Source organism: Streptomyces montanisoli (assembly GCF_017813245.1).
In the GTDB taxonomy this organism is placed as follows: domain Bacteria; phylum Actinomycetota; class Actinomycetes; order Streptomycetales; family Streptomycetaceae; genus Streptomyces; species Streptomyces montanisoli.
The window spans coordinates 12,616-34,789 of record NZ_JAGIQL010000064.1 but is presented as its reverse complement, the minus strand read 5'-3'; the positions used below and the strand labels follow the sequence as shown (position 1 = coordinate 34,789).

Sequence of the window (22,174 nt, the reverse complement as noted above, 5' to 3'; positions counted from 1 at the left end):
CCCCACGCAGCACCCGGCCTCCGCGCTCCACCGGTGCCCGGAGTTCAGACGTGTGCCCTTCCGACCCGGACGCCGGCCCGGAACCCGCGGCGGGAGCCGCGTCCCGCGGCGCCGCCGCGTTCCCGCGGTGGTCCGGGATGCCCAGCTTGTCCGCTGCCTCCTGGAGCCACTCCGGGGGCGTCAGCAGGAACGACGTCTGGTTCAGGTCGATCCGCTCAGGAGCGGACGCCGCAGGCGCGGGTCCACCCACCGCGCCGTACTCCTCCTCGTACCTGCGGATCACCTCGCCCACCGAGACCCCGGGCCACAGCGACACGTCGCCGCTGTCACGCGCGATCACCAGCCGCTGCCGTCCGCCACCGCCGACCGGCCCGCCCTCACGGTCCTGCGACCACACCACGAAACCCAGGTCGAACTCCCGCACCAGCACCTGCCGGTGCTGGTAGGCGGGCACACCGCCGTTCACCCACTCCTCGCCGCGCTCCTGCGCCTGCGCGAACGTCACCATCCCGCGCTCACCCCTCCACCGGGACGGCGCGCGCGAAGCCGCCGTCCACCATCAGGTTCGCCACGGTCTCCAGCTCGGGCGGGCTGCCCGCGAGCCGCTCAAGGAACGCGTCGAAATCGTCACCGCACGGCAGCAGCAGCCGCTCCATACGCTCCTGGACGTCCAGACCCTCCTGGTCGCGGGCGTCGTCGTACGGGCAGAACCAGACCGACCCGAGACGCTCCCCCCTGACCTTCACCGCCAGGATCCCGCCCTGCACGAACGCGACCCCCAGGAAGTCCTTCGTCAGATGGTCCCGCAGGCACTTGTTCACGTACACGAGGTCGTTGACGGCCGCCTCGTCGCGCACCGAGAAGAACGGCTGGTCCACCAGCAGCCCCAACTCGGCGTCCAGCGCCACACCCACCGGCGCGCAACCGCCCGCCGCCTTCAAGAACGACCGGTAGGCGCCCGGCAGCCGGTACCCGAGCTCCTCCTCCGCGCCCGCCACCAGCTCCTCGCCGACCGGCAACCCGCCCTTCGGCAGCCCGAAGTGCGCGGGGCGCGTCTCCTGCAACGGGCGCGTACCGCGCTTCGCCTGGTCGACCGGCGCCGTCGCGAGACCGCCGTGGTGGCGCAGCAGCGCCTTCACCTCCACCGGCACGAGCAGCAGCCTGCGCGAACCCGCCTCGTGGTGCCACGTCCAGCCGTGCGGCGTCGCCACCGCCGGGATCGTGTCCCACAACTCGTGCCCCGCCGCGCTCGACGCCGCGTTCGCCGACACGTAGTCCGTCAGCCGCAGTTCGTCCACCCCGAACCCCGCCGGGGGCTCCGCGATCTCCGCCACCGCACGCGCGTACGGCGCGAACTGCGGGTAACCGCCGCCGTCCACCCGCACGCCCGCCGGGTACCTGGCCGCGCGCACCGGATCCGGAAAACGCACGAGCTGCCCGGCGTAGGCCGCGTTCGGTGGCGCGGCATGCTGCCCGAGCCGACCTGTCGTCATGGCGCTTGCCCCCTGCTGATGCTGGCTGTTGCGGCACAGCCTATGCGGTGGGACGTCGCCGGGGACCTGCGCGGCCACCCCGCACCCGGCCGGGCCGCGCACCCCGGCACGAAACACCCGCACCTGTCACCAACTGTCACGTTTCCGTGACCGTACGCCGACGGCACGCCACGAAGTTCGCCCCCGCTACCCGATCTGCCCCCACATTTGGCAGGCTGTTCCCGCGCACCGGGGGACGTGAGCCCGCACACGACGCACAGCGGGCACGGGAGGGTACGGACATTGCACACGGCACAAACGGACACCGAGACGGACGCACGGACGAACGCACGGCCGGACGCACGGCCGGACGCACAGGCAGGCGGGCGGTCCACCGCGCAGGGCGATCCCAGACTGGGCTGGAGCAGCACGCAGCCCGACTCCGCGCCCCACCCGGGACACCGCCGCGACGGCATCCTGCCCGCCGTCGCCGCCGCGCTCTCCGTCCGCGGCCAGACCCTCACCTGCACCGCGGGCAAGGCCGACCAGCCGCCCCGGCTGCACCCACTCGTCCAGGACTTCCTCGACACGCTCGCCACCGCCCAGCGGGAACGGTTCACCGGACGCTGCCCCGAAGCGATCCTGCTCTCACGCCACCTCACCGCCGCCGAAGCCGACCGCTCCAAACGCGCCCGCAAGAAACCCCTCACCCAGGGCGAGGCCAGGCGCTCCCTCAAACACGCCAAACTCACCGCCCGCCGCATCCGCGAGGACGGCGACCCCCTGCACGGCGGCTACGCGCCGCCCTGCCGCTCCTGCGCGCCGCTCCTCGACCACTTCGGGGTGCGCCACGTCGACCCCTCCGACCACGCCACCACGGGCTGACCCGCACGGCCCCGGCGCGACCAGCACCGGCCCACCGGCCCACCGGCCCACCGGAGCAGAACGCAGAAGCAGAGAACGCAGAAGCACCAGCAGCAGAACAGAAGAACGGCAGAACGGCTGACCCATGCCCGACCTCTCCACCACCCGCTTCCCCGTCCCCGTCGACGCCGCCCTGCGCGACGCCGGCTGGCAGCCAGGACGCTGGGACATCAAGCAGGCCGAGGAATGGGCCGACACCGTCAGCGCGCACATCACCCCCGCGGGCCACCGGCACCGCGTCTTCCCCGCCGCCGTCGAGGCCTGGGCCGAATTCGGCAACCTCCGCATCGCGCCCCTCGGGCCCGGCCGCCAGATCGCCCCCGCCACCGTCCGCGTCGACCCCCTCGCAGGCCTCCACCTCGCCCGCACCCTCTCCGACCTCGGACGCTCCCTCGACACCGAGATCAGCCCGCTCGGCGAGGAAGGCGACGCCCAGGCCGTCCTCGCCATCGACCGCGCCGGCCGCGTCTACAGCATCGACCACACGGGCGACTGGTACCTCGGCCCCGACATCGACACCGCGCTCGGCACCCTGCTCACCGGCCTCGAACCCGCCAGACTCACCCCCGGCACGGACTGACCTCCACCCCCGAGAGGCACGCGACCCCGTTACGCCGCACCATGGGAACGGGCGACACCCGCCCACCCGGAACGCTCCCCAGGAGCGGGGCGGACGCCGACGCGAGCCAGCCCGGGAGGCCGCGATGCACACCTTCCGCGAACCGAGCAGCGGACCTCCCATGATCAGCGAATCGGCACGCGTCGCCCAGACCGCGCTCAGCGCCAACGGAATGGGCGTCTTCCTCTGGGACGTCAACACCGGGGTGATGCGGTACAACGACGCCGGCCTCGCCGTCATGGGCATCAGCCCCCACGAATGGGACGGCAGGCTCGAAACACTCGGTGAGCGCATGGTCGACACAGAGCTCCCGGCGGTCCAGGCACGCGTCGAACGCGCACTCAAGGAAGGCACCAGCTTCAGCCTCTACTTCCGCGTACGGCTCCCCGGCAACTCACTGCGCTGGACCCACACACAAGGCCGGGTCGTCTCCGACGGACAAGGCCGCCCCGCCCGCGTCATCGGCATCATCAGGGACGCCAGCCAGGAACTGCTCGCCGTCGACCAGACCGAACAAGTACGCAAGGCACGCAGCGACCGGCGCCGCCAAGCCGCCATCGCCGGCTCGCTCAACGAAGCACTCGCCGGCGCCGTCACCGTCAGCGACGTCGCCCAAGCCGTCACCAGCACAGAACTGCTCGGCCAACTCGGCGCCGCCACCATCGCACTCGGCCTCCTCGACAACGGCCGGGTCATACCCGCGGGCTCCAACAACCTGCCCGACAACTGGGTGCGCAACGTCCACCTCGGACGCTACGACGAACCCCTCCCGCTCAGCGACGTCATACGCACCGGCCAACCCGTGTTCCTCACCAGCCGCGAGCAGTACGCCGAAAAGTACCCGGGCCTGCGGCCCCTGCTCGACCAGATCCCCGACGCCACCGCCGCCGCCTACCTGCCCCTCATCGCGCACGGCTCACCCATCGGCGCCATCGGACTCTCCTACAACGGCAAAGCGCAGTTCACACCGGACGAACAGACCGTGCTCACCGCCGTCAGCACCACCATCGCGCAGTCCCTGCAACGCGCCCTGCTCTACGACGGCGAACACGAACTCGCCAGCGGACTCCAAGCGGCCATGCTCCCCCAGACCATGCCGCACGTACCCGGTGTGGACCTCACCGTCCGCTACCGCCCCGCACACCCCCCGGGAGACGTCGGCGGCGACTGGTACGACGCCATCCTGCTGCCCGGCGGCCAGATCATCGCCGTCGTCGGCGACGTCGAAGGACACGACGTCACAGCCGCCGCCGTCATGGGTCAACTACGCATCGCACTCCACGCCTACGCCGACGAAGGCCACCCACCGGCCACCATCATGGCCCGCACCTCCGCCTTCCTCGCGGAATCCGACACCGACCGCCTCGCCACCTGCATCCTCGTCCACCTCGACCCCGCCACAGGACGCATGGTCACCGTACGAGCAGGACACACACCACCCGCCCTGCGCCGCCCGAACCACGGCACCACCTGGATCGACACCCCCGGCGGACTCCCCCTCGGCCTCACCGAACCCAACGGATTCCACACCTACCCCGAAACGGAGATCACCCTCGAACCCGAAGCCACCCTGCTGCTGTGCACGGACGGCCTCCTCGAAACACGCACAGCGGACGTCGACACCGACACCAAACTCCTCAACACCCTGCGAACGGGCCCCCCGAACCCCGACCCGCTCGCCGACCACCTGATCAACACCATGGCCACCTGCACAGGAGAAGAAGACGACGTCGCCCTCCTGCTCCTGCGCCGCACCACCCACAAACCCTCCGCGACACGCACCCCGCGCATCACCGTCCCCATCAGCCGCACCAACCCGGACAGCCTGCACACCGCCCGTCACACCCTGCGCACCGCCCTGCACCAATGGTCACTCGACCCGCTGCGCGACACCGCCGAGCTCCTCGCCTGCGAACTCACCACCAACGCCCTGCTCCACACCCACGGCACCGTCACCCTCACCGCCACACCCGTCGAAACCGACAGGCGCACCCTCCGCCTCACCGTCACCGACACCTCGTCCGCCCCACCCCGGCGCCGAAGCGCCTCCGAGCAATCCACCTCGGGACGAGGCCTGGTACTCGTCGAAGAACTCGCCACCGCATGGGGCATCACCGCACGCGGCAACGGCAAAGCCGTCTGGTGCGACATACCGCTCGTCCGCGACTGACGACGGCAGGCGCCGACTCAGGCCGACGAGCGCACCTCAGCCACACCGGCCACCGCGTCCGGCAGCACGGCCGACACCCGGAACCCACCCGCGTCCGTCGCCCCCGACACGAACACACCACCCAGCGCCGTCACACGCTCCCGCATACCCACCAGACCGTTACCGCCCGACGGCAACCCCGCATCCGCCACACCCGCCACCGACGGACCGTTCTCCACCTGCATCGCCACCTCGGCGCCCCGGTACGCCAACCGGACGGTCACCTCGGCGCCCCCCGCATGCTTGTGCACATTGGTCAACGCCTCCTGCACCACCCGGTACGCCGTCTGCTCCACCTCAGGCGCACACACCCGCACCTCCCCCTGCACCAGCAGCTCCACCACCATCCCCGCATCGCGCGACTGCCCCACGAGCCCCTCGATGTCCGCCAGGCACGGCCCGTCCTCCGCCGCCGCGGCCGCAGCGGCGGCGGCAGCCGCACCCACAGCGGCCAACGGCACCGCACGCTCACCACCCGCCCCGGCACCCTGCCCCTCACCAACACCCGAAGGCGACGCCGGCGCCGGCGACGCCGCCGCACCCGCACCCGCACCCGCACCCGCGGCCTTACGAGCGGCAACCGCCTCCCCCGACCGCAAAACCCCCAGCATCTCCCGCAACTCCGTCAACGCCTGCCGCCCCATGTCCCCCACAAGCGCCGCGTTCTTCACCGCCTTCGGCGGATCCTTCAACGCCACCGCCTGCAACGCCGCCGCATGCACCACCATCAGACTCACCCGATGCGCCACCACGTCATGCATCTCACGAGCGATCCGCGTCCGCTCCTCCGTACGCGCCCACTCAGCCCGCTGCTCCGCACGATCGGCCAGCAGCGACAACTCCTGCTCCAAACTGTCGGCGCGCTCCCGCAAACTCTCCATGAGCCGCCGCCGCGCCCCCACATAGAGACCCAGCAACACCGGCGGCGCCGTCAGCCCCACAGAGACCAGCACAGCCAGCAACGGCACATACCACGGATCCGAGTGCAACCCCGGATACCCCATGTCCTGACGCGTCCGCACGAACGTCACGATGAACGTCGCCGCGAACGCCATTCCCGTCAACGCGGCGATGATCCGCCGCGGCGCCTCCGACGCCGCCAGCGTGTACAGGCCCACAAGGCCAAGCACGAACCCCATCTCGGCCGGCGTCACCGCCACCGACACCAGCACCACCGCATACGGCCAGCGCCTGCGCACGACCAGCACGGCACCCGCTATGAGCCCGAGAACCACACACAAAGGCACAGGCAGCGACGACGTCTGCGCGAACCTGACCCCCTCCACGCCGCACTCGAAGGCTGACACCACGGCCAGCCCCACGTCGAGCACGGCACCGCGCCGCCGCTCCCACCACCAGTAACCGCGGGTGGTCCCTCCCACGGCGTCCCGGTCTGCCCCCGTTGTGGTCATGTCCTCCAGCCTAAAGGCGGACGCACCCCATTTTTCGGTGACCGGCCGGTAAAACGCCGCGCACGCGTTCGATGGAACGCTTCTTCGTTCGCTCGAACTGGTGAACCACTCCAGCACGCCTGCCGGAGGCCGGCATTCCGGGCCCATGATCCAGACATGACGCCACTGAACAGGAAATACGCCGACTTCGAACACCTCAGAGGCGAGGTGATCGCGCTGCGCAGACAGGGCCTCAGCCGCCGCCAGATCCGCGACCGCGTCCACGTGGACAACAACGACCTCCTCAACCGCCTCTTGGACGGCGAGCCCGTCCCGGAGTGGACCCGCCGCCCCAACGCCAAGGACGATCTGCGCGACCGGGCCCGCGAGCTTCGCCTCAAAGGCCTCACCTACGACCAGATCCAGATCGAGCTGGGCTGCTCCAAGAGCTCGATCTCCCTCTGGGTCCGCGACCTCCCGAAGCCGGAACGCCGAGACGCGAAGGAACAGGCCAAGCTGGCCTCACGGAAGCGCTGGGACCACGAACTGGCCGTACGGGACGAGGCGCGGCAGCACACGAAGCAGATAGCGGCGGCAGAGATCGGCACCATGACCGACCGGGATCTGTTCTTGACAGGCGTGGCCCTGTACTGGGCGGAAGGCTCGAAGGACAAGGCCTACTCCCGTCGCGAGTGCGCCATCTTCATCAACAGCGACCCCGGAGTCATCCGCGTCTACCTGGCGTGGCTCGACCTGCTCTGCGTCGCACGCGAGCGCCTCCGCTTCCGGGTCGCGATCCACGAGTCCGCCGACGTGCCGGCGGCCGAGCAGTACTGGGCAGCACTGGCGGGAATCGAGCCGTCGAGCCTGGAGCGGGTGACGCTCAAGAAGCACAACCCGAAAACCACGCGCAAGAACGTGGGCGAGAGCTATCGCGGCTGTCTCGTGATCAGGGTCCTCCAGAGCGCTGACCTGTACCGCCGCATCGAGGGCTGGTGGTCCGGCATCGTGGTGGATGGCACACGCCGAACCGCGTAGGGTGTCGCACGCGATCCCGGGTTGCTCTGTCGGTAGGGGCGACTGGACTTTGAATCCAGGTAAGACGCAGGTTCGACTCCTGCCCCGGGAGCCTGCGAGGTTCGGGTCCCGGCTGCTCAAGCGGCCGGGACCCGTTCGCGTTTCCACGCCCACCCCGCCCCGCTAAGCTGCGACCGTCCCAGCACATGAACAGCCGAAGGGCCCACCGTGAGCGTCACTCGCCCGGCCGCCGTCGTCGTCCTCGCAGCGGGGGAAGGCACGCGCATGAAGTCGAAGACCCCGAAGGTTCTGCACGAGATCTGCGGGCGGTCGCTCGTCGGGCACGTCGTGTCCGCCGCGCGCGCGCTCGATCCGCAGGAGCTCGTCGTCGTCGTGGGGCATGCGCGCGAGCAGGTCGAGAAGCATGTCACCGACGCGTTCGAGGGCGTGCGGACGGCCTACCAGGCCGAGCAGAACGGGACGGGGCATGCCGTGCGCACCGGCCTGTCGGAGCTGGGTTCGGTTCCCGACGGGGTCGTGGTGGTGGTCTGCGGTGACACGCCCCTGCTGTCCGCCGGGACGCTCGCCGCCCTCGTCGAGACGCATGAGGCGGATCGCAACGCGGTGACGGTGCTGTCGGCCGAGGTGCCGGATGCGACGGGGTACGGGCGCATCGTCCGTGACGGCGCGAACGGCGCGGTGACGGCGATCGTGGAGCACAAGGACGCGAGTGACGCGCAGCGTGCGGTGCGTGAGATCAATTCTGGGGTGTTCGCGTTCGACGGCCGGCTGCTGGCGGATGCGCTGGGGAAGGTGCGTACGGACAACAGTCAGGGTGAGGAGTACCTGACGGATGTGCTCGGGATCCTGCGGGAGGCGGGGCATCGGGTGGGTGCGTCGGTGGCGGGTGATCATCGGGAGATCCTGGGGATCAACAACCGGGTGCAGCTGGCGGAGGCGCGGCGTCTGCTGAACGAGCGGTTGCTGGTGGCGGCGATGCTGGCGGGTGTGACGGTGGTGGATCCGGCGTCGGTGCAGGTGGATGTGTCGGTGTCGTTCGAGCCTGATGCGGTGGTGCATCCGAACACGCAGCTGTCGGGTTCCACGTCCGTGGGCGCGGGTGCGGAGGTGGGTCCGAATTCGCGGTTGCACGACACGTGTGTGGGCGCGGATGCGCGGGTGGACAACACGGTGGCCGATGGCGCGGTAGTGGGTGAGGGGGCTTCTGTGGGTCCGTTCGCCTATCTGCGGCCGGGTACGCGGCTGGGTGTGCGGTCGAAGGCCGGTACGTATGTGGAGCTGAAGAACGCGTCGGTGGGTGAGGGGTCGAAGGTTCCGCATCTGTCGTATGTGGGGGATGCGACGATCGGTGATTTCACGAACATCGGTGCTGCGAGTGTGTTTGTGAATTACGACGGTGAGCGGAAGCATCACACGACGGTCGGGTCGCACTGCCGGACGGGGTCGGACAATATGTTTGTGGCGCCTGTCACGGTCGGGGACGGGGTCTACACGGCTGCCGGGTCGGTGATCACGAAGGACGTTCCGCCCGGTTCGCTGGCTGTGGCCCGGGGCCAGCAAAGGAATATCGAGGGTTGGGTGGCCAGGAAGCGTCCTGGTTCGGCTGCGGCGCGGGCCGCGGAGGCGGCGGGTGGCGGGTCGGCCAACGACGTCTGACGAGGGGCTGACCAGCGCCTGGCGCCGGGGTCTCGCGTACGGTGTGTGTGCACGATTCGGCTGGCTCGCAGGTACCGGTCCTGGTATGTGCGGGTGCGGCGGCATCCGACACGTCTGAGGAGTCTGTGCTGTGACCGGGATCAAGACGACCGGCGAGAAGAAGCTGATGCTCTTTTCCGGCCGCGCCCACCCCGAGTTGGCGGAGGAGGTCGCCGGCCAGCTGGGCGTCGGGCTCGTTCCGACGAAGGCGTTCGATTTCGCGAATGGCGAGATCTATGTGCGCTATCAGGAGTCGGCGCGTGGGGCGGACTGCTTTCTGATCCAGAGCCACACGGCTCCGATCAACAAGTGGATCATGGAGCAGTTGATCATGATCGACGCGTTGAAGAGGGCTTCGGCGCGTTCGATCACGGTGATCGTCCCGTTCTACGGGTATGCGCGGCAGGACAAGAAGCACCGGGGTCGTGAGCCGATCTCGGCGCGGCTGATCGCGGATCTGCTGAAGACGGCGGGTGCGGACCGGATCCTCACGGTGGATCTGCACACGGACCAGATCCAGGGGTTCTTCGACGGTCCCGTGGACCACCTGTTCGCGCTGCCGATACTGGCGGACTACGTGGGCGCGAAGGTGGATCGTTCGAAGCTGACGATCGTGTCGCCCGACGCGGGCCGGGTGCGGGTGGCGGACCGCTGGTGCGACCGTCTCGGCGCGCCGCTGGCGATCGTGCACAAGCGGCGTGACAAGGATGTGGCGAACCAGGTCACGGTCCACGAGGTGGTCGGTGACGTGGAGGGCCGGGTGTGTGTCCTGGTCGACGACATGATCGACACTGCGGGGACGATCTGTGCGGCGGCGGACGCGTTGTTCTCGCACGGTGCGGCGGATGTGATCGTGACGGCGACGCACGGTGTGCTGTCGGGTCCCGCGGCGGACAGGCTGAAGAACTCCCGGGTGAGCGAGTTCGTGCTGACGAACACGCTGCCGACGGCGGGTGAGCTGGATCTGGACAAGATCAGGGTGCTGTCGATCGCGCCGACGATCGCGCGTGCGGTGCGTGAGGTGTTCGAGGACGGTTCGGTGACGAGCCTCTTCGAGGAGCAGGTGTAAGAGGTCTCGGAGATCGATTTCTGGGCGGCCTTCCTGGCCGGGTAGACTCGTGGAGTCGCTCGGCGAGGGAGGCCGCATTCTGTGCGGTGGTCCGTTATCGGCGCGCGCTCCTTGTAGCAGGCCTGTTCGAGGCCGGGTGACGTTTGAGTGGTTCTGTCCGTCACCTTTCGAGGAGTTGCCTGTCATGGCTGAGCTGAAGCTCGCTTCTGAGATCCGTACCGAGTTCGGCAAGGGCGCTGCCCGCCGCATCCGCCGCGAGGACAAGGTTCCCGGTGTTGTCTACGGTCACGGCGCCGACCCGGTGCACGTGACGCTGCCGGGTCACGACCTGATGATGGCGCTGAAGACGGCGAACGTCCTGCTGAGCCTGGACATCGACGGCCGCAACGAGCTGGTGATCCCGAAGGCCGTGCAGCGTGACCCGCTGAAGGGCTTCATCGAGCACGTCGACCTGCTGGCCGTGAAGCGCGGCGAGAAGGTCACGGTCGAGATCAACATCCTGACCGAGGGTGAGCTCGCCCCGGGCCAGAACCTGCTGGAGCACGTGCTGAACACGCTGTCGGTCGAGGCCGAGGCGACGCACATCCCGGAGTCCGTGACGGTTTCCGTGGAGGGTCTGGCCGCGGGTGACTCGGTGCTGGCGAAGGACGTCACGCTGCCGTCGGGCGCGACGCTGGTGACGGAAGAGGAGGCCGTGGTCCTCCAGGTGCTGGCCGCGCAGGCGGAGGAGCCGGCCGAGGAGTCCGCCGAGGGCGAGGACGAGGCCGCGGAGGCCTGAGTTCCGTCGCTCGCCCGGTACGGGGCGGGTGGGCCGTCGGGGCCTGCCCGCCCCGTCCGTGTGCCGGTGGTGGTTCACTTCGCGTGACGTGTTGTTTCCCGCAGGTTCCGTGCGTCGTGTACGGATGACGAGCTACGAGGGTTGGCGATGACGACGGACGAATCCGCACCGTGGCTGGTGGTGGGCCTCGGTAATCCGGGCCCGGGTTACGCGGCCAATCGCCACAATGTGGGTTTCATGGTGACGGATCTGCTGGCGGGCCGCATGGGCGGTTCGTACAAGCGGGCGCAGAAGGCGCAGGCGCAGGTCCTGGAGGGCCGGTTGGGCCCGATGGGCCCTGGGAGCCGGCGGGTGGTGCTGGCAAAGCCTTCGTCGTTCATGAACCTGTCGGGTGGCCCGGTGTCGGCGTTGCGTGACTTCTACAAGGTGGATAAGGCGCATGTCGTCGCGGTGCACGACGAGTTGGACATCGATTACGGCACGTTGCGGTTGAAGCTGGGTGGCGGCGACAACGGGCACAACGGGCTGAAGTCGATGACGAAGGCGATGGGCCCCGAGTATCACCGGGTGCGCTTCGGGATCGGGCGGCCACCCGGCCGTATGCAGGTGGCGGACTTCGTGCTGAAGGACTTCTCGTCCACCGAGCGCAAGGAGCTCGACTACTTCGTGGACCGCGCGGCGGACGCGGTGGAGGCACTGCTCCTGGAGGGCCTGGAGCGGGCGCAGTCCACGTACAACTCGTAGGGTGTGCGGCGCGAAGGGGGTGGCGGCAGGTGGAGGGTCCTGACATGTCCCGGGGTGCTCGTCTGGCGGCCCACGGTGCCGCCTCCACAGCGCTGGCGCTGCGCAGCGACCGCGGTCTGCGTGAGCTCGTGGCCGCCGGCACACCTCTGGGGTCGGGGATCGGCGGACAGACGGTTCTGCTGGAGGTCGAGGGAACGCCGGTCTTCGTCAAGCAGGTACGGCTGACGGATCTGGAACGACGGCCGGAGCACGTGCGCTCCACGGCGAATGTGTTCGGTCTCCCGTCCTTCTGCCACTACGGCGTCGGCACCGTCGGCAGCCCGGGGTTCGGGGCCTGGCGGGAGCTGGCCGTGCACACCATGACGACGAACTGGGTGATCTCGGGAGAGTACGAGGGCTTCCCGCTGATGTACCACTGGCGGGTGATCCCGGACGCCGGTCAGCCCCTTCCCGAGGAACTGGCCGATGTGGAGCGGGCCGTCGCCCACTGGGGCGGCGGAGCGGCGATACGCCGCCGGATCGAGGGCGTGCAGCAGTCCACGGCGAGCATCCTGTTGTTCCTGGAGTACATCCCGCAGAACCTGCACGACTGGCTGGGCGTTCAGATCAAAGCCGGTGCTCAGGAGGCCGAGCGGGCCTGCGCCATGGTGGACGACGAGCTGAGAGCCGGTATCTCGTTCATGAACGGCCGCGGTTTGCTGCACTTCGACGCTAATTTCCAGAACATCCTCACCGATGGCCGACGGCTCTTCTTCGCCGACTACGGCCTCGCGATCTCCTCCCGCTTCGAACTCGCGGAGGACGAGACGGACTTCTACGACGAGCACCGCACCTACGACGAGTGCTACAGCGTCACGCACCTGGTGAACTGGCTGGCCGTCGCTCTCCACGGCTACTCACCGGAGGAACGCAGGGCGTTCGTGCGGGCCTGCGCCCGGGGAGTGCGCCCGGAGGGCGTGCCGGCGTCGGTCGCGGCGCTGCTTGTCCGGTACGCGCCGGTGGCCGAGGTGATGGGCGACTTCTACCGTGCGTTCCAGAGCCGGCCGTGGTGCGGTACGACGACTTGGCGTCAGCCTTCACGACCTGGTGCTCCTGCGTGAGGGACGCCTTCGGCGACTACGCGGCGGTCCTCGCGAGATCGTGGCTCGTACCGGCTTCGGGTCTTGTCGTCGGCCGGCAGGAATGTCTCCAGGTGCAGTCCTTCCAGGGCTGCGTCGGTGGCGGTGCTGAGGGTGGCGGAGACGCTGAAGAACCGGAGCGGGTCGCCGTCGACGTCGATTTCGAGGGTGATCACCGGCCCTCGGGGCGTGGCGGCAGCGGCTTTGCCGAGGTGTCCGGCGAGCTCCGCGGCAAGCTCGTAGTGGCGCTGGTCATGGGTCCGCTCGGCGCGGTGGCTCACCTCCCGCAGCAGGTGGTTTCCCCACTCCGCGAGGTTGCCGATGCGGCGGGCCAGCCCGTCAGGGTGCAGGCAGACCCGGGCCACGTTGATCGGGGGCTCCAGCAAGCTCTGCGCGCAGCCGGTCAGTAGCTGATCAACGGCGGCGTTGGCGTCGACGATGTCCCAGTGGTCGTCCAGCAGCAGTGCGGGGTAGGGCAGGTGGGCGTCGAGGAGCCGGCGCAGGCCGTCCATCACGACCTCGATCGACGCGTCGCCCCATTGGTGGTCCTGGTAGCGCGGCGCGTAACCGGCGGCCAGCAGTAGCCGGTTGCGGTCCCGTAGCGGCACGTCCAGGTTGTCGGAGAGCAGCATGAGCATCTCCGGCGTCGGGTGCGCCTTGCCGGTTTCCACCCGGCTGAGGTGCCGGGTGGAAACCCGCGAGCGGTTGGACAGCTCCTGCTGGCTGAATCGGCGTCGTTCGCGCCAGGTCCTCAACAGCGCACCGACCGGCGGGGCTTCGATTGCGACGCTCATGGCCGTGAGTCTAGGGGGCGGTGTCCGGGTGGCCATGACCTGTGAGGTCATGGATCTGGCGGGCGGTCCCGGCGAGTATTTCGGTCATCAGCCGATCGGGACGAACGGGAGAGGACGACCATGAACGGTGTTGTCGAGCGGTACCTGGCCACCTGGAACGCGACAGGCGACGAGCGGGCGGAGTTGCTCGCCAGGCACTGGTCTCCCGAGGTGACCTACACCGATCCGATGGCCGAGGTGTCCGGTCACGAGGGGATCGCGGCGGTCATCGACGCGGTCCAGACGCGGTTCGCGGGTCTGGTGTTCAGCGAGGTCGGCGAGGCCGACGCCCACCACCGCCAGGTGCGGTTCCGCTGGGGTCTTGGGCCCGAGGGCGCCGAGCCGCTAGTGATCGGGTTCGACGTACTGGTGCTGGACGAGGCGGGCCGGGTCCTGGACGTTCGCGGTTTCCTGGACAAGGTGCCGGCATGACGGGGCCGCGCGCGTACGCGATCGGTTACCTGAGGGACGTCGAGGTCGGCCGGGACATCGCGGAGTACATCGAGCGGATCGACGCAACGCTCACGCCGTACGGCGGTCGCTTCCTGGTGCACGGCGGGCAGGTGACCGCGTGCGAGGGGAGCTGGGGCGGCGACGTCGTGATCCTGGAGTTCCCCGACATGGCCCGGGCGCGGGAGTGGTACGACTCGCCGGACTACCAGGCGATCCTGCCGCTGCGCACCAGGAACTCGACGTCCATGGTCGCGCTGGTCGAGGGGGTGTCCGACGGCTATCGCGCCGCCGAGGCGATCGCGCACCTGTTCCCCCAGGGCGACGCACCGACCGGGTAAGGCCCCCGCCGGGGCAGCTGGACGCGGGGCGTTTGACGTGGGGGTGGGGCATGGCCAAAGATCCGGCCATGTCTTCGAGTTCTGGCATATCGGCCGGCAGATCCGTCGTGATGGCGCTGGTGGCGCTGTTGTTGTGTGTCGGCGGCGGGTACGCGTCGTGGGGGGACGCGCAGCATGTGCTGTTGTCGAAGGGGCGTCAGCACGGCACGTTCTCGGTGACGGCGTGCGGGGACAAGAGGTGTGCCGGGTCGTTCGACGCGGACGGGCCCGCGGCGCCGGTGTCGGACATGACCGTCGAGCAGTCGGTGGCGGCGCGCAAGGGGGATCGGTTTCCGGTGGTGGTGAAGCCGGGGACGCATGAGGTGGTGCGCAGCGATCTGGCCGGTTCCGTGCACGCGTGGGTGCCGTTGGGCGGTGCGTTGCTGCTTGCGGGTCTTGTGATCGCGGGCGGGATGCGGCTGGGGCGGTTCGGGCTGGTCCTGGCGGCGGTCGGGGTGGCGCAGTTGGTGGCCACGTTCCTGTTGCTGTGAGGCATGGCGCGGGGGCGCGGCGGACGCCGGATGTGGAGCGGGGCCGTACGGGAGTGTCCCGTACGGCCCCGCTCCATTGGGGCGTGCGCGCGACGCGCGCCCCCGCCGGCGTCAGCCGGTGTTGCGCAGGCCGGCGGCCACGCCGTTGATGGTCAGGAGCAGCGCCCGGGACAGCAGCGGGTCGGGGGCTTCTTCGGTCTCGGCCGCCTTGCGCTGGCGGGCCAGCAGGGCGACCTGGAGGTAGGAGATGGGGTCGAGGTAGGCGTCGCGGATGGCGAAGGTCTGCTGGAGGACCTTGTTGGAGTCGAGGAGCTTCTCGCCACCGGTGATGCGCAGGACTTCCTGGACGGTGAGGGCGTGTTCGGTCTCGATGTCGCCGAAGACGTGCTTGAGGTTCTCGGGCACGAGGGTGTCGATGTAGTGGCGGGCGATCCGCAGGTCGGTCTTGGCGAGGGTCATCTCGACGTTGGAGATGAAGTTGCGGAAGAAGTGCCAGTGCTCGTACATCTCGTCGAGCACGGAGTCGAGTCCTGCTTCGCGCAGCGCCTTGAGGCCCGAGCCGACGCCGTACCAGCCGGGGATGATCTGCCGTGACTGGGTCCAGCCGAAGACCCAGGGGATGGCGCGCAGGCTGTCGAGTCCGCCACCGGTGTCGGGGCGGCGGGAGGGCCGGGAGCCGAGGTGGAGTTCGCCGAGCTGGTCGACGGGGGTGGAGGCGTAGAAGTAGGGGGGCAGGTCGGGGTCCTCGACGAGGCGCCGGTAGGACTGGTGGGCTGCTTCGGAGGCGGTGTCCATGGCGGCGTCCCAGCGGGCGAGTGCCTCGGAGGACTGGCGGGGCGCGGTGTGCAGGGCGGATGCCTGCAGGGTCGCGGCGACGGTCAGTTCGAGGTTCTCGCGGGCGAGGGACGGGATGAGGTACTTGTCGGAGATGACCTCGCCCTGCTCGGTGACCTTGATCTCGCCTTCGAGGGTGCCCCAGGGCTGGGAGAGGATCGCGTCGTGCGAGGGGCCGCCGCCGCGGCCGACGGTGCCGCCGCGGCCGTGGAAGAGGCGCAGGCGTACGCCGTGCCGGTGGGCGACGTCGCGCAGCCGGCGCTGGGCGCGGTGGATCTCCCACTGGGACGTGGTGATGCCGCCGAACTTGGACGAGTCGGAGTAGCCGAGCATGACCTCCTGGACGTCGCCGCGCAGGGAGACGAGGCGCCGGTAGGAGGGGTCGGAGAGCATGTCGTCGAGGATGACGTCGGCGGCGCGCAGCTCTTCCGTGGTTTCGAGGAGCGGCACGATGCCGATCTTGGCCCATCCGCCGTGGAGGTCGATGAGGCCGGCCTCGCGGGCGAGGATGGCGGCGGCGAACACGTCGTCGGCGCCGGCGCACATCGAGATGATGTAGGACTCGATGACTTCGGGCCCGAAGCGTTCGAACGCCTCCTTGATGGTGTGGAAGACGCCGAGGGTCTTGGCACCGGCGGCGTCGAGTGGTGCGGGGGTGGACGCGAGGGGCCTGCGGGAGCGGAGTTCCTTGGCGAGGAGCTTCTGCCGGTTCTCCCTGGCCATGTCGGCGTAGCGCCAGTTCTCCTCGTCGAGCCGGTCGAAGAGCTGGCCGAGCGCGTGGTGGTGGGCGTCGGCGTGTTCGCGTACGTCCATCGTGGCGAGTTGCAGGCCGAACGCGGCGAGGGTGCGGATGGTGCGGTCCATGCGGCCGTCGGCGAACAGGCCGCCGCGGTATTCGCGCAGGGACGTCTGGATGAGCGTGAGGTCGCTGAGGAGTTCGGCGGTGCCGAGGTAGTCGCGGCCGGCCTCGTGGGGCGTGTTGCGGGCGAGGCGCTCGCGGGTGTTGACGAGCTTCTGCCGGATGCAGGTGGCCTTGAGCCGGTAGGGCTCCTCGGCGTTGAGGCGCTTGTAGCGCGGGCTGATCTCCGGGAGGCGCTGGAGGTCCGTGGACAGGGAGTCGAGGAGTTCCTCGGTGGCGCCGGTGTAGCGGATGGAGTTGGACAGCTGCCCGCGCAGCGTGTCGACGAGTTCGAGGGCGTCGGTGATGCCGTGCTCGTGCTGGAGGATCAGCACTTCGCGGGTGACGTCGGGGGTGACGTTCGGGTTGCCGTCGCGGTCGCCGCCGATCCAGGTGCCGAACGTGAGGGGCCGGGTGCCCGACGGCATCGCGACGCCGACGCGTTCGAGTTCGGCGGTGAGGTCCTCGAGGACGTCGCCGACGGCGCCGGCGTGGAGTTCGTCGAGGTAGTAGATGGCGTTGCGGGCCTCGTCCGCGGGTTCCGGACGTACGACGCGCAGTTCGTCGGTCTGCCAGATCAGGTCGATGGCCTCGGCGAGGCGCAGGTCGTGGCGGCGCCGGTCGGACGGGTTGACGGGGGTTTCGAGGAGTTCCCCGATGCGGCGGATCTTGTTGAGGACGGAGCGTCGCGCGGCCTCGGTGGGGTGCGCGGTGAAGACGGGGCGCACGTTGAGGTTGCGGACGGTTTCCCGCAGGTGCTCGGGGTCGGCGTCCTTGAGGCGGTCGGCGGTGCGGGCGAGGAGGCCGCCCTCGGCGGCGCGCCGCTCGCGCAGTTCGCGGCCGCGGTGGACCTGCTCGCTGACGTTGGCGAGGTGGAAGTACGTGGAGAAGGCGCGGACGAGCTTGGCCGCGGTGTCGAGGTCGGTCGTCCCGAGGAGGGACGCGGCGGCTTCGCCGTCCTCGCGGGTGAGGGCGCGGACGCGTTCGACGAGGTCGAGGAGGTCCTGGCCCTCCTGTCGTACGAGTGTCTCACCCAGGAGATCGCCGAGTCGGCGGATGTCGGAGCGCAGCTCGGCGTTCGCGGTGGGGCTCGGGGTGGGGCTCGGGGTCTGGTCGGCACTGCTCACAGGTGCGGCTCCTTGAGTGTTCGAGCACGTCTGGAGGGGTACTGGAGGCTTCGGGCCGCCTGCCCGTCGTATTGCGCGGCAGCCGGTCCGTGCGGACCGCGCTGTCCGACGGACCCAGGATAGGTGCCAGGGGCCCGATGATTTCCAGTGGTTCTTCGTGGGTTCTTCGTCCTCTTGTGGCGACGGTGCGCGCTGCGATACTTACGATGCCGTAGGTTACGCACCCGTATCCGGGCAACTGCCGTATTACTCACCCCAGGGGATCCCCATGTCGACAAGCCCCGAAGTGATCGAGGACTCCGCTCCCGACCCCGCACCGTCCGGCGGTGGACCGCTCCCCGGCGGAAACCCGCTGCCCGCCGCCACGCTCGGCGGCGAGAAGAAACGCTCCGTCGAGCAGCTGGCGCTGCTGCTGTTCATCTTCGTCCCGTTCGTGGCGCTGGTCGCGGCGATCCCGCTCGCCTGGCGGTGGGGCGGGATCAGCTGGCTGGACCTGGCGCTGATGGCGGCCATGTACTTCATCGGCTGCCACGGCATCACGATCGGTTTCCACCGCTACTTCACGCACGGCTCGTTCAAGGCGAAACGGCCGCTGCGGATCGTGCTGGCGGTGATGGGCTCGCTGGCGGTGGAGGGCCCGGTCGTGCGGTGGGTCGCCGACCACCGCAAGCACCACAAGTTCTCGGACGCGGAGGGCGACCCGCACTCGCCGTGGCGGTTCGGCGAGACGCTGCCCGCGCTGATGAAGGGCCTGTGGTGGGCGCACATCGGCTGGCTGTTCGACGAGGAGCAGACGCCGCAGGGCAAGTACGCGCCCGACCTGATCAAGGATTCCGCCATTCGGACGGTCTCCCGGCAGTTCGCGCTGTGGACGGTGGTGTCGCTGCTGGTGCCTCCGCTGGTGGGGGGCCTGGCGACGTGGTCGTGGACGGGCGCCTTCACGGCGTTCTTCTGGGGGTCGCTCGTTCGGGTGGCGCTGCTGCACCACGTCACGTGGTCGATCAACTCGATCTGCCACGCGGTCGGCAAGCGTCCGTTCAAGTCGCGTGACCGCAGCGGCAACGTGTGGTGGCTGGCGATCCTGTCGTGCGGCGAGTCGTGGCACAACCTGCACCACGCTGACCCGACGTGCGCGCGCCACGGGGTGCTGCGCGGGCAGCTGGACTCCAGTGCGCGGCTGATCCGCTGGTTCGAGCGGTTCGGCTGGGCGCACGACGTCCGGTGGCCGAGCGCGTCGCGCATCCGTTCGAAGCGCGCGGTGGCGCCGTCGAGCGCGGCGTGAGACGTGGGGCGCGGGCCCTGGCCCGCGCCCCACGCATGTGGCCCGTACATGTGGCCCACGCATGTGGCCCGCCGTCCGCCGGGCCCGATGCGGCATGATGGCGATCGTGGCGACCGACACGAGTTCGAACAGTGCGAACGGTGCCGGCGGTGGCCGGCCCGCCCCCGTCCGGCGTGCGCGCCGGGTCCGCATGACCGGCGCGGAGCGCCGCCAGCAGCTGCTCGACATCGGCCGCACAGTCTTCGCCGAGAAGGGCTTCGAGGGCACGTCGGTGGAGGAGATCGCGGCGAAGGCCGGGGTCTCCAAGCCCGTCGTGTACGAGCACTTCGGCGGCAAGGAGGGCCTGTACGCGGTCGTCGTGGACCGGGAGATGCGCCAGCTGCTCGACATGGTGACGGGCGCGCTCACGGCGGGACACCCGCGCGAGCTGCTCGAACAGGCGGCGTTCGCGCTGCTCGACTACATCGAGACGTACAAGGACGGCTTCCGCATCCTGGTCCGCGATTCGCCGGTCGCGCAGTCGACGGGCTCGTTCGCGTCGCTGATCAGCGACATCGCCACGCAGGTCGAGGACATCCTGGGCCTGGAGTTCAAGGCGCGGGGCTTCGACCCGAAGCTGGCGGGGCTGTACGCGCACGCGCTGGTGGGGATGGTCGCGCTGACGGGCCAGTGGTGGGTGGACGCGCGCCGCCCGAAGAAGCCGGAGGTCGCGGCGCACCTGGTGAACCTGGCGTGGCACGGCCTGGGCAACCTGGAGGCGAAGCCGCGGATGATAGGGCATCGCAAGGTTTGAGGGCCTCGCGCCCGGGGCGCGTGTCGATCACTCGTTGCGGTGACGCCTCCGAGAGCGGCGGCTACGGTGGGACGCGAGGCCATAGCGTCCCGTCCATGGGAGGAACCTTGACCGCCGAGTCCCCGCTGGACAACGCATCCCGCTGGCCCGTGCCACCGCCGGACGGCTACACCGTGGACGACCTGTTCACGATCCCGGATCTCCCGCCGCACACCGAGCTGATCGACGGGAGCCTCGTCTTCGTGAGTCCGCAGCGCCGCTTCCACGCCCGGATGATTGACCTGCTCATCACTGGTCTGCGCAATGCCGTACCGCCTGACCTGGCGATCGATCGGGAGATGACAGTGGTGTTGGACCACCGCAACGCCCCTGAGCCAGACGTTTCGGTCGTCGTTGCATCCGCCGCCGAAGACCTGAACGAGAGCCGCATCGAGGTGAAAGACGTCGTGCTCGCCGTCGAGGTCGTCTCGCCCGACTCCGAGTCACGGGACCGGGAGACCAAGCCCGTGAAGTACGCCAGGGCCGGCATCCCTCACTTCTGGCTGGTCGAGAAGGCCGGCACCGACCATCACCCGGTCGTCCACGTGTACGTCCTGGACACGCTGACGCAGGCCTACGCGCTGACCGGCATCTACCACGACCAGCTCAAGATCACCGTCCCGTTCGACATCGACATCGACATCTCGTCGGCCGCGCTGCAAAGGCTCTGACCACGTTCAGCCGCCCGTGACCGGCTCCAGGATCTCCAGGCGGTTGCCGACCGGGTCGTGGGTGTAGAAGCGGCGGTGGCCCGGGAGCGCGTCGTCCCAGGTGACGTCGGCGCCGTGGGCCGTCAGGCGGGCGGCGTACGCGTCGATGCCGTCCACCCGCAGCGCCGGGTGGGCCTTGCGCGCCGGGCGGAAGTCCTCCTCGACGCCCAGGTGCAGCTGCGCCGCACCGTCGCGGAACCAGCAGCCGCCACGCGCCGCGAGCGCGGGCGGCTTGGGCACCTCCGTCATGCCGAGCGCGCCCGCGTAGAAGGCGCGCAGCGCGGCCTCGCTGCCGGGCGGGGCGGCGAGTTGTACGTGGTCGAGCGCGGCGGCGCCCATCAGGCCGCGTCCTTGCGCGCGACCGCGAACAGCCGGCGGAAGGGGAAGACCGTGCCGTGCGGAGTCGGCGGGTAGGCCTCCCGCAGCAGCGCCCGGTACTCCTCCGTGAACGCGGCGGCGGCGTCGGCGTCGCCGTCCAGTTCCGTCAGGACGGGGCGCAGGGCCGTGCCCTTCACCCAGTCGAGTACGGGGTCCTCGCCGTGGAGTACCTGGAGGTACGTCGTCTCCCACACGTCGGCCGCGCAGCCGAGGCCGAGCAGCGCCGTGAGGTACTCGGCGGGGTCGCGGACGGGGTGGAAGCGCTCCACGCCGCCGAGGCGGCCACGCCACCGCGGTGACGTGCACAGATCGGCGAGGATCGTGTGGCTCGGCGAGGTGAAGTTGCCCGGCACCTGGAAGGCGAACGTGCCGCCGGGCGCGAGGCCGTCGAGCCAGCGGGGGAACGACGCGAGGTGGCCCGGCACCCACTGGAGCGCGGCGTTGGACACGATCAGGTCGTAGGTCTCGCCCGGCGTCCAGGTGGCCGCGTCGGCCTCGTGGAAGTCCATGGAGCCGCCGCCCGGCGTGGGGCCGCCGTACTCGGTGCGCGCGCGGTCCAGCATGGCCTGTGACGAGTCGACGCCGGTGATGCGGGCGTCGGGCCAGCGGCCCGCGAGGAGCGCCGTCACGTTGCCCGCGCCGCAGCCGATGTCGGCGATGGCGAGGGGGCCTGTGCGGTCCGCCGGGTCCTGGACGCGGGCGAGGAGGTCGAGGAAGGGGCGGGTGCGGTGGCCTTCGTGCCGCAGGTACTGGGCGGGGTCCCAGGCGGGCGCGGGGTGTACGGGCATGGCTGTGCCTCCGGTTCTGCCGCTGGTGGGCCGGGGTGGTGGACCGGCCGGGGCCGTCACCGGCCCAGGGAGCGGCGCCGGCGCGGCACCAGACTGCACCCGCAGGTATCTTGA

Annotated in this window: 22 protein-coding genes and 1 tRNA gene; 16 read left to right on the top strand and 7 right to left on the bottom strand. The window is 70.0% G+C overall.

Annotation, left to right across the window (positions count from 1 at the left end):
• Together JFN87_RS17130 and JFN87_RS17125 are read right to left on the bottom strand one after the other, a co-directional pair.
• A partial coding sequence (locus JFN87_RS17130) for an SUKH-4 family immunity protein (RefSeq protein WP_504739781.1) occupies positions 1-508 on the bottom strand: 508 nt, incomplete at its 3' end.
• Positions 509-515: 7 nt separating this feature from the next.
• Positions 516-1,493: an SMI1/KNR4 family protein gene (locus JFN87_RS17125; protein ID WP_209340955.1), complete on the bottom strand. Its 978-nt coding sequence runs from the start codon at positions 1,491-1,493 to the stop codon at positions 516-518.
• A gap of 393 nt (positions 1,494-1,886) precedes the next feature.
• On the opposite strand from JFN87_RS17125, the gene JFN87_RS17120 reads away from it, so the two are divergent.
• From JFN87_RS17120 to JFN87_RS17110, 3 genes are all read left to right on the top strand, one after another.
• Positions 1,887-2,357: a YwqJ-related putative deaminase gene (locus JFN87_RS17120; protein ID WP_245180087.1), complete on the top strand. Its 471-nt coding sequence runs from the start codon at positions 1,887-1,889 to the stop codon at positions 2,355-2,357.
• A 124-nt stretch (positions 2,358-2,481) separates the two neighbouring features.
• A complete protein-coding gene (locus JFN87_RS17115; RefSeq protein ID WP_209340953.1) occupies positions 2,482-2,976 on the top strand; it encodes an SUKH-3 domain-containing protein in 495 nt (164 codons plus the stop codon).
• 160 nt (positions 2,977-3,136) lie between these two features.
• A complete protein-coding gene (locus JFN87_RS17110) occupies positions 3,137-5,185 on the top strand; it encodes a SpoIIE family protein phosphatase (protein ID WP_245180069.1) in 2,049 nt (682 codons plus the stop codon).
• 17 nt (positions 5,186-5,202) lie between these two features.
• Here JFN87_RS17110 and JFN87_RS17105 read toward each other — a convergent pair whose 3' ends face one another.
• Positions 5,203-6,636 (bottom strand): sensor histidine kinase, encoded by a 1,434-nt coding sequence (locus JFN87_RS17105; protein ID WP_209340951.1) that lies wholly within the window; start codon positions 6,634-6,636, stop codon positions 5,203-5,205.
• A gap of 156 nt (positions 6,637-6,792) precedes the next feature.
• On the opposite strand from JFN87_RS17105, the gene JFN87_RS17100 reads away from it, so the two are divergent.
• The 7 genes from JFN87_RS17100 to JFN87_RS17070 all read left to right on the top strand — a co-directional run bounded on the left by JFN87_RS17100 (position 6,793) and on the right by JFN87_RS17070 (position 13,039).
• On the top strand, positions 6,793-7,653 hold the full coding sequence (locus tag JFN87_RS17100; RefSeq protein ID WP_209340950.1) for a hypothetical protein: 861 nt from the start codon (positions 6,793-6,795) through the stop codon (positions 7,651-7,653).
• A gap of 14 nt (positions 7,654-7,667) precedes the next feature.
• A tRNA-Gln gene (locus JFN87_RS17095) sits at positions 7,668-7,744 on the top strand.
• 116 nt (positions 7,745-7,860) lie between these two features.
• On the top strand, positions 7,861-9,309 hold the full coding sequence (gene glmU / locus JFN87_RS17090) for a bifunctional UDP-N-acetylglucosamine diphosphorylase/glucosamine-1-phosphate N-acetyltransferase GlmU (protein WP_209340949.1): 1,449 nt from the start codon (positions 7,861-7,863) through the stop codon (positions 9,307-9,309).
• A 130-nt stretch (positions 9,310-9,439) separates the two neighbouring features.
• Complete coding sequence (locus JFN87_RS17085) at positions 9,440-10,417, top strand: ribose-phosphate diphosphokinase (RefSeq protein WP_209340948.1); 978 nt, start codon at positions 9,440-9,442, stop codon at positions 10,415-10,417.
• A gap of 184 nt (positions 10,418-10,601) precedes the next feature.
• Entirely contained in the window at positions 10,602-11,195 is a 594-nt protein-coding gene (locus JFN87_RS17080) for a 50S ribosomal protein L25/general stress protein Ctc (protein WP_209340947.1), read from the top strand.
• 141 nt (positions 11,196-11,336) lie between these two features.
• Positions 11,337-11,939, top strand: coding sequence for an aminoacyl-tRNA hydrolase (gene pth, locus JFN87_RS17075; protein WP_209340946.1), 603 nt, complete (start codon positions 11,337-11,339; stop codon positions 11,937-11,939).
• Between the two features lie 44 nt (positions 11,940-11,983).
• The gene (locus tag JFN87_RS17070; protein ID WP_209340945.1) at positions 11,984-13,039 is read left to right on the top strand and encodes a protein kinase family protein; all 1,056 of its coding nucleotides are present in this window, start codon (positions 11,984-11,986) and stop codon (positions 13,037-13,039) included.
• Here the strand turns inward: JFN87_RS17070 and JFN87_RS17065 are convergent.
• The gene (locus tag JFN87_RS17065) at positions 13,009-13,851 is read right to left on the bottom strand and encodes a helix-turn-helix domain-containing protein (RefSeq protein ID WP_209340944.1); all 843 of its coding nucleotides are present in this window, start codon (positions 13,849-13,851) and stop codon (positions 13,009-13,011) included. The genes JFN87_RS17070 and JFN87_RS17065 overlap by 31 nt on opposite strands.
• A 120-nt stretch (positions 13,852-13,971) precedes the next feature.
• Between JFN87_RS17065 and JFN87_RS17060 the strand changes: the two genes are divergently transcribed.
• From JFN87_RS17060 to JFN87_RS17050, 3 genes are read left to right on the top strand one after another with little or no spacing between them, the layout of a single operon-like run.
• Positions 13,972-14,322: a nuclear transport factor 2 family protein gene (locus JFN87_RS17060; RefSeq protein ID WP_209340943.1), complete on the top strand. Its 351-nt coding sequence runs from the start codon at positions 13,972-13,974 to the stop codon at positions 14,320-14,322.
• Complete coding sequence (locus JFN87_RS17055; protein ID WP_209340942.1) at positions 14,319-14,681, top strand: DUF1330 domain-containing protein; 363 nt, start codon at positions 14,319-14,321, stop codon at positions 14,679-14,681. Before JFN87_RS17060 ends, JFN87_RS17055 begins: the two co-directional genes overlap by 4 nt.
• A 50-nt stretch (positions 14,682-14,731) precedes the next feature.
• A complete protein-coding gene (locus tag JFN87_RS17050) occupies positions 14,732-15,211 on the top strand; it encodes a hypothetical protein (RefSeq protein ID WP_245180064.1) in 480 nt (159 codons plus the stop codon).
• 111 nt (positions 15,212-15,322) lie between these two features.
• Here the strand turns inward: JFN87_RS17050 and ppc are convergent, their stop codons facing one another.
• Positions 15,323-18,070: a phosphoenolpyruvate carboxylase gene (gene ppc / locus JFN87_RS17045; RefSeq protein WP_209340941.1), complete on the bottom strand. Its 2,748-nt coding sequence runs from the start codon at positions 18,068-18,070 to the stop codon at positions 15,323-15,325.
• A gap of 268 nt (positions 18,071-18,338) precedes the next feature.
• Here ppc and JFN87_RS17040 point away from each other — a divergent pair, with 268 nt between their 5' ends.
• The 3 genes from JFN87_RS17040 (at position 18,339) to JFN87_RS17030 (ending at position 20,855) form a co-directional block, all read left to right on the top strand.
• On the top strand, positions 18,339-19,352 hold the full coding sequence (locus JFN87_RS17040; protein WP_209340940.1) for an acyl-CoA desaturase: 1,014 nt from the start codon (positions 18,339-18,341) through the stop codon (positions 19,350-19,352).
• A gap of 97 nt (positions 19,353-19,449) precedes the next feature.
• Positions 19,450-20,145 carry a TetR family transcriptional regulator gene (locus JFN87_RS17035; protein ID WP_372449242.1) on the top strand — a complete coding sequence of 232 codons (696 nt, stop codon included), beginning with the start codon at positions 19,450-19,452 and terminating at the stop codon, positions 20,143-20,145.
• A 95-nt stretch (positions 20,146-20,240) separates the two neighbouring features.
• Positions 20,241-20,855, top strand: coding sequence for a Uma2 family endonuclease (locus tag JFN87_RS17030; protein ID WP_209340938.1), 615 nt, complete (start codon positions 20,241-20,243; stop codon positions 20,853-20,855).
• A gap of 6 nt (positions 20,856-20,861) precedes the next feature.
• On the opposite strand, the gene JFN87_RS17025 is transcribed toward JFN87_RS17030, so the two are convergent.
• A complete protein-coding gene (locus JFN87_RS17025; RefSeq protein ID WP_209340937.1) occupies positions 20,862-21,233 on the bottom strand; it encodes a VOC family protein in 372 nt (123 codons plus the stop codon).
• Positions 21,233-22,060: a trans-aconitate 2-methyltransferase gene (locus JFN87_RS17020; RefSeq protein WP_209340936.1), complete on the bottom strand. Its 828-nt coding sequence runs from the start codon at positions 22,058-22,060 to the stop codon at positions 21,233-21,235. The genes JFN87_RS17025 and JFN87_RS17020 overlap by 1 nt, the downstream gene beginning before the upstream one ends.
• Between the last annotated feature and the right edge of the window lie 114 nt (positions 22,061-22,174).

Excerpts from the sequence above, each read along its gene's own strand:
- JFN87_RS17060 (WP_209340943.1), top strand. The coding sequence starts at position 13,972 with ATGAACGGTGTTGTCGAGCGGTACCTGGCCACCTGGAACGCGACAGGC.
- JFN87_RS17115 (WP_209340953.1), top strand. The coding sequence starts at position 2,482 with ATGCCCGACCTCTCCACCACCCGCTTCCCCGTCCCCGTCGACGCCGCC.
- JFN87_RS17020 (WP_209340936.1), bottom strand. The coding sequence starts at position 22,060 with ATGCCCGTACACCCCGCGCCCGCCTGGGACCCCGCCCAGTACCTGCGG.
- JFN87_RS17055 (WP_209340942.1), top strand. The coding sequence starts at position 14,319 with ATGACGGGGCCGCGCGCGTACGCGATCGGTTACCTGAGGGACGTCGAG.
- JFN87_RS17065 (WP_209340944.1), bottom strand. The coding sequence starts at position 13,851 with ATGAGCGTCGCAATCGAAGCCCCGCCGGTCGGTGCGCTGTTGAGGACC.
- JFN87_RS17110 (WP_245180069.1), top strand. The coding sequence starts at position 3,137 with ATGATCAGCGAATCGGCACGCGTCGCCCAGACCGCGCTCAGCGCCAAC.
- JFN87_RS17030 (WP_209340938.1), top strand. The coding sequence starts at position 20,241 with ATGGGAGGAACCTTGACCGCCGAGTCCCCGCTGGACAACGCATCCCGC.
- JFN87_RS17025 (WP_209340937.1), bottom strand. The coding sequence starts at position 21,233 with ATGGGCGCCGCCGCGCTCGACCACGTACAACTCGCCGCCCCGCCCGGC.
- JFN87_RS17050 (WP_245180064.1), top strand. The coding sequence starts at position 14,732 with ATGGCCAAAGATCCGGCCATGTCTTCGAGTTCTGGCATATCGGCCGGC.
- JFN87_RS17100 (WP_209340950.1), top strand. The coding sequence starts at position 6,793 with ATGACGCCACTGAACAGGAAATACGCCGACTTCGAACACCTCAGAGGC.
- JFN87_RS17070 (WP_209340945.1), top strand. The coding sequence starts at position 11,984 with ATGTCCCGGGGTGCTCGTCTGGCGGCCCACGGTGCCGCCTCCACAGCG.
- JFN87_RS17125 (WP_209340955.1), bottom strand. The coding sequence starts at position 1,493 with ATGACGACAGGTCGGCTCGGGCAGCATGCCGCGCCACCGAACGCGGCC.
- JFN87_RS17035 (WP_372449242.1), top strand. The coding sequence starts at position 19,450 with ATGGCGATCGTGGCGACCGACACGAGTTCGAACAGTGCGAACGGTGCC.
- JFN87_RS17040 (WP_209340940.1), top strand. The coding sequence starts at position 18,339 with ATGTCGACAAGCCCCGAAGTGATCGAGGACTCCGCTCCCGACCCCGCA.
- JFN87_RS17105 (WP_209340951.1), bottom strand. The coding sequence starts at position 6,636 with ATGACCACAACGGGGGCAGACCGGGACGCCGTGGGAGGGACCACCCGC.
- JFN87_RS17080 (WP_209340947.1), top strand. The coding sequence starts at position 10,602 with ATGGCTGAGCTGAAGCTCGCTTCTGAGATCCGTACCGAGTTCGGCAAG.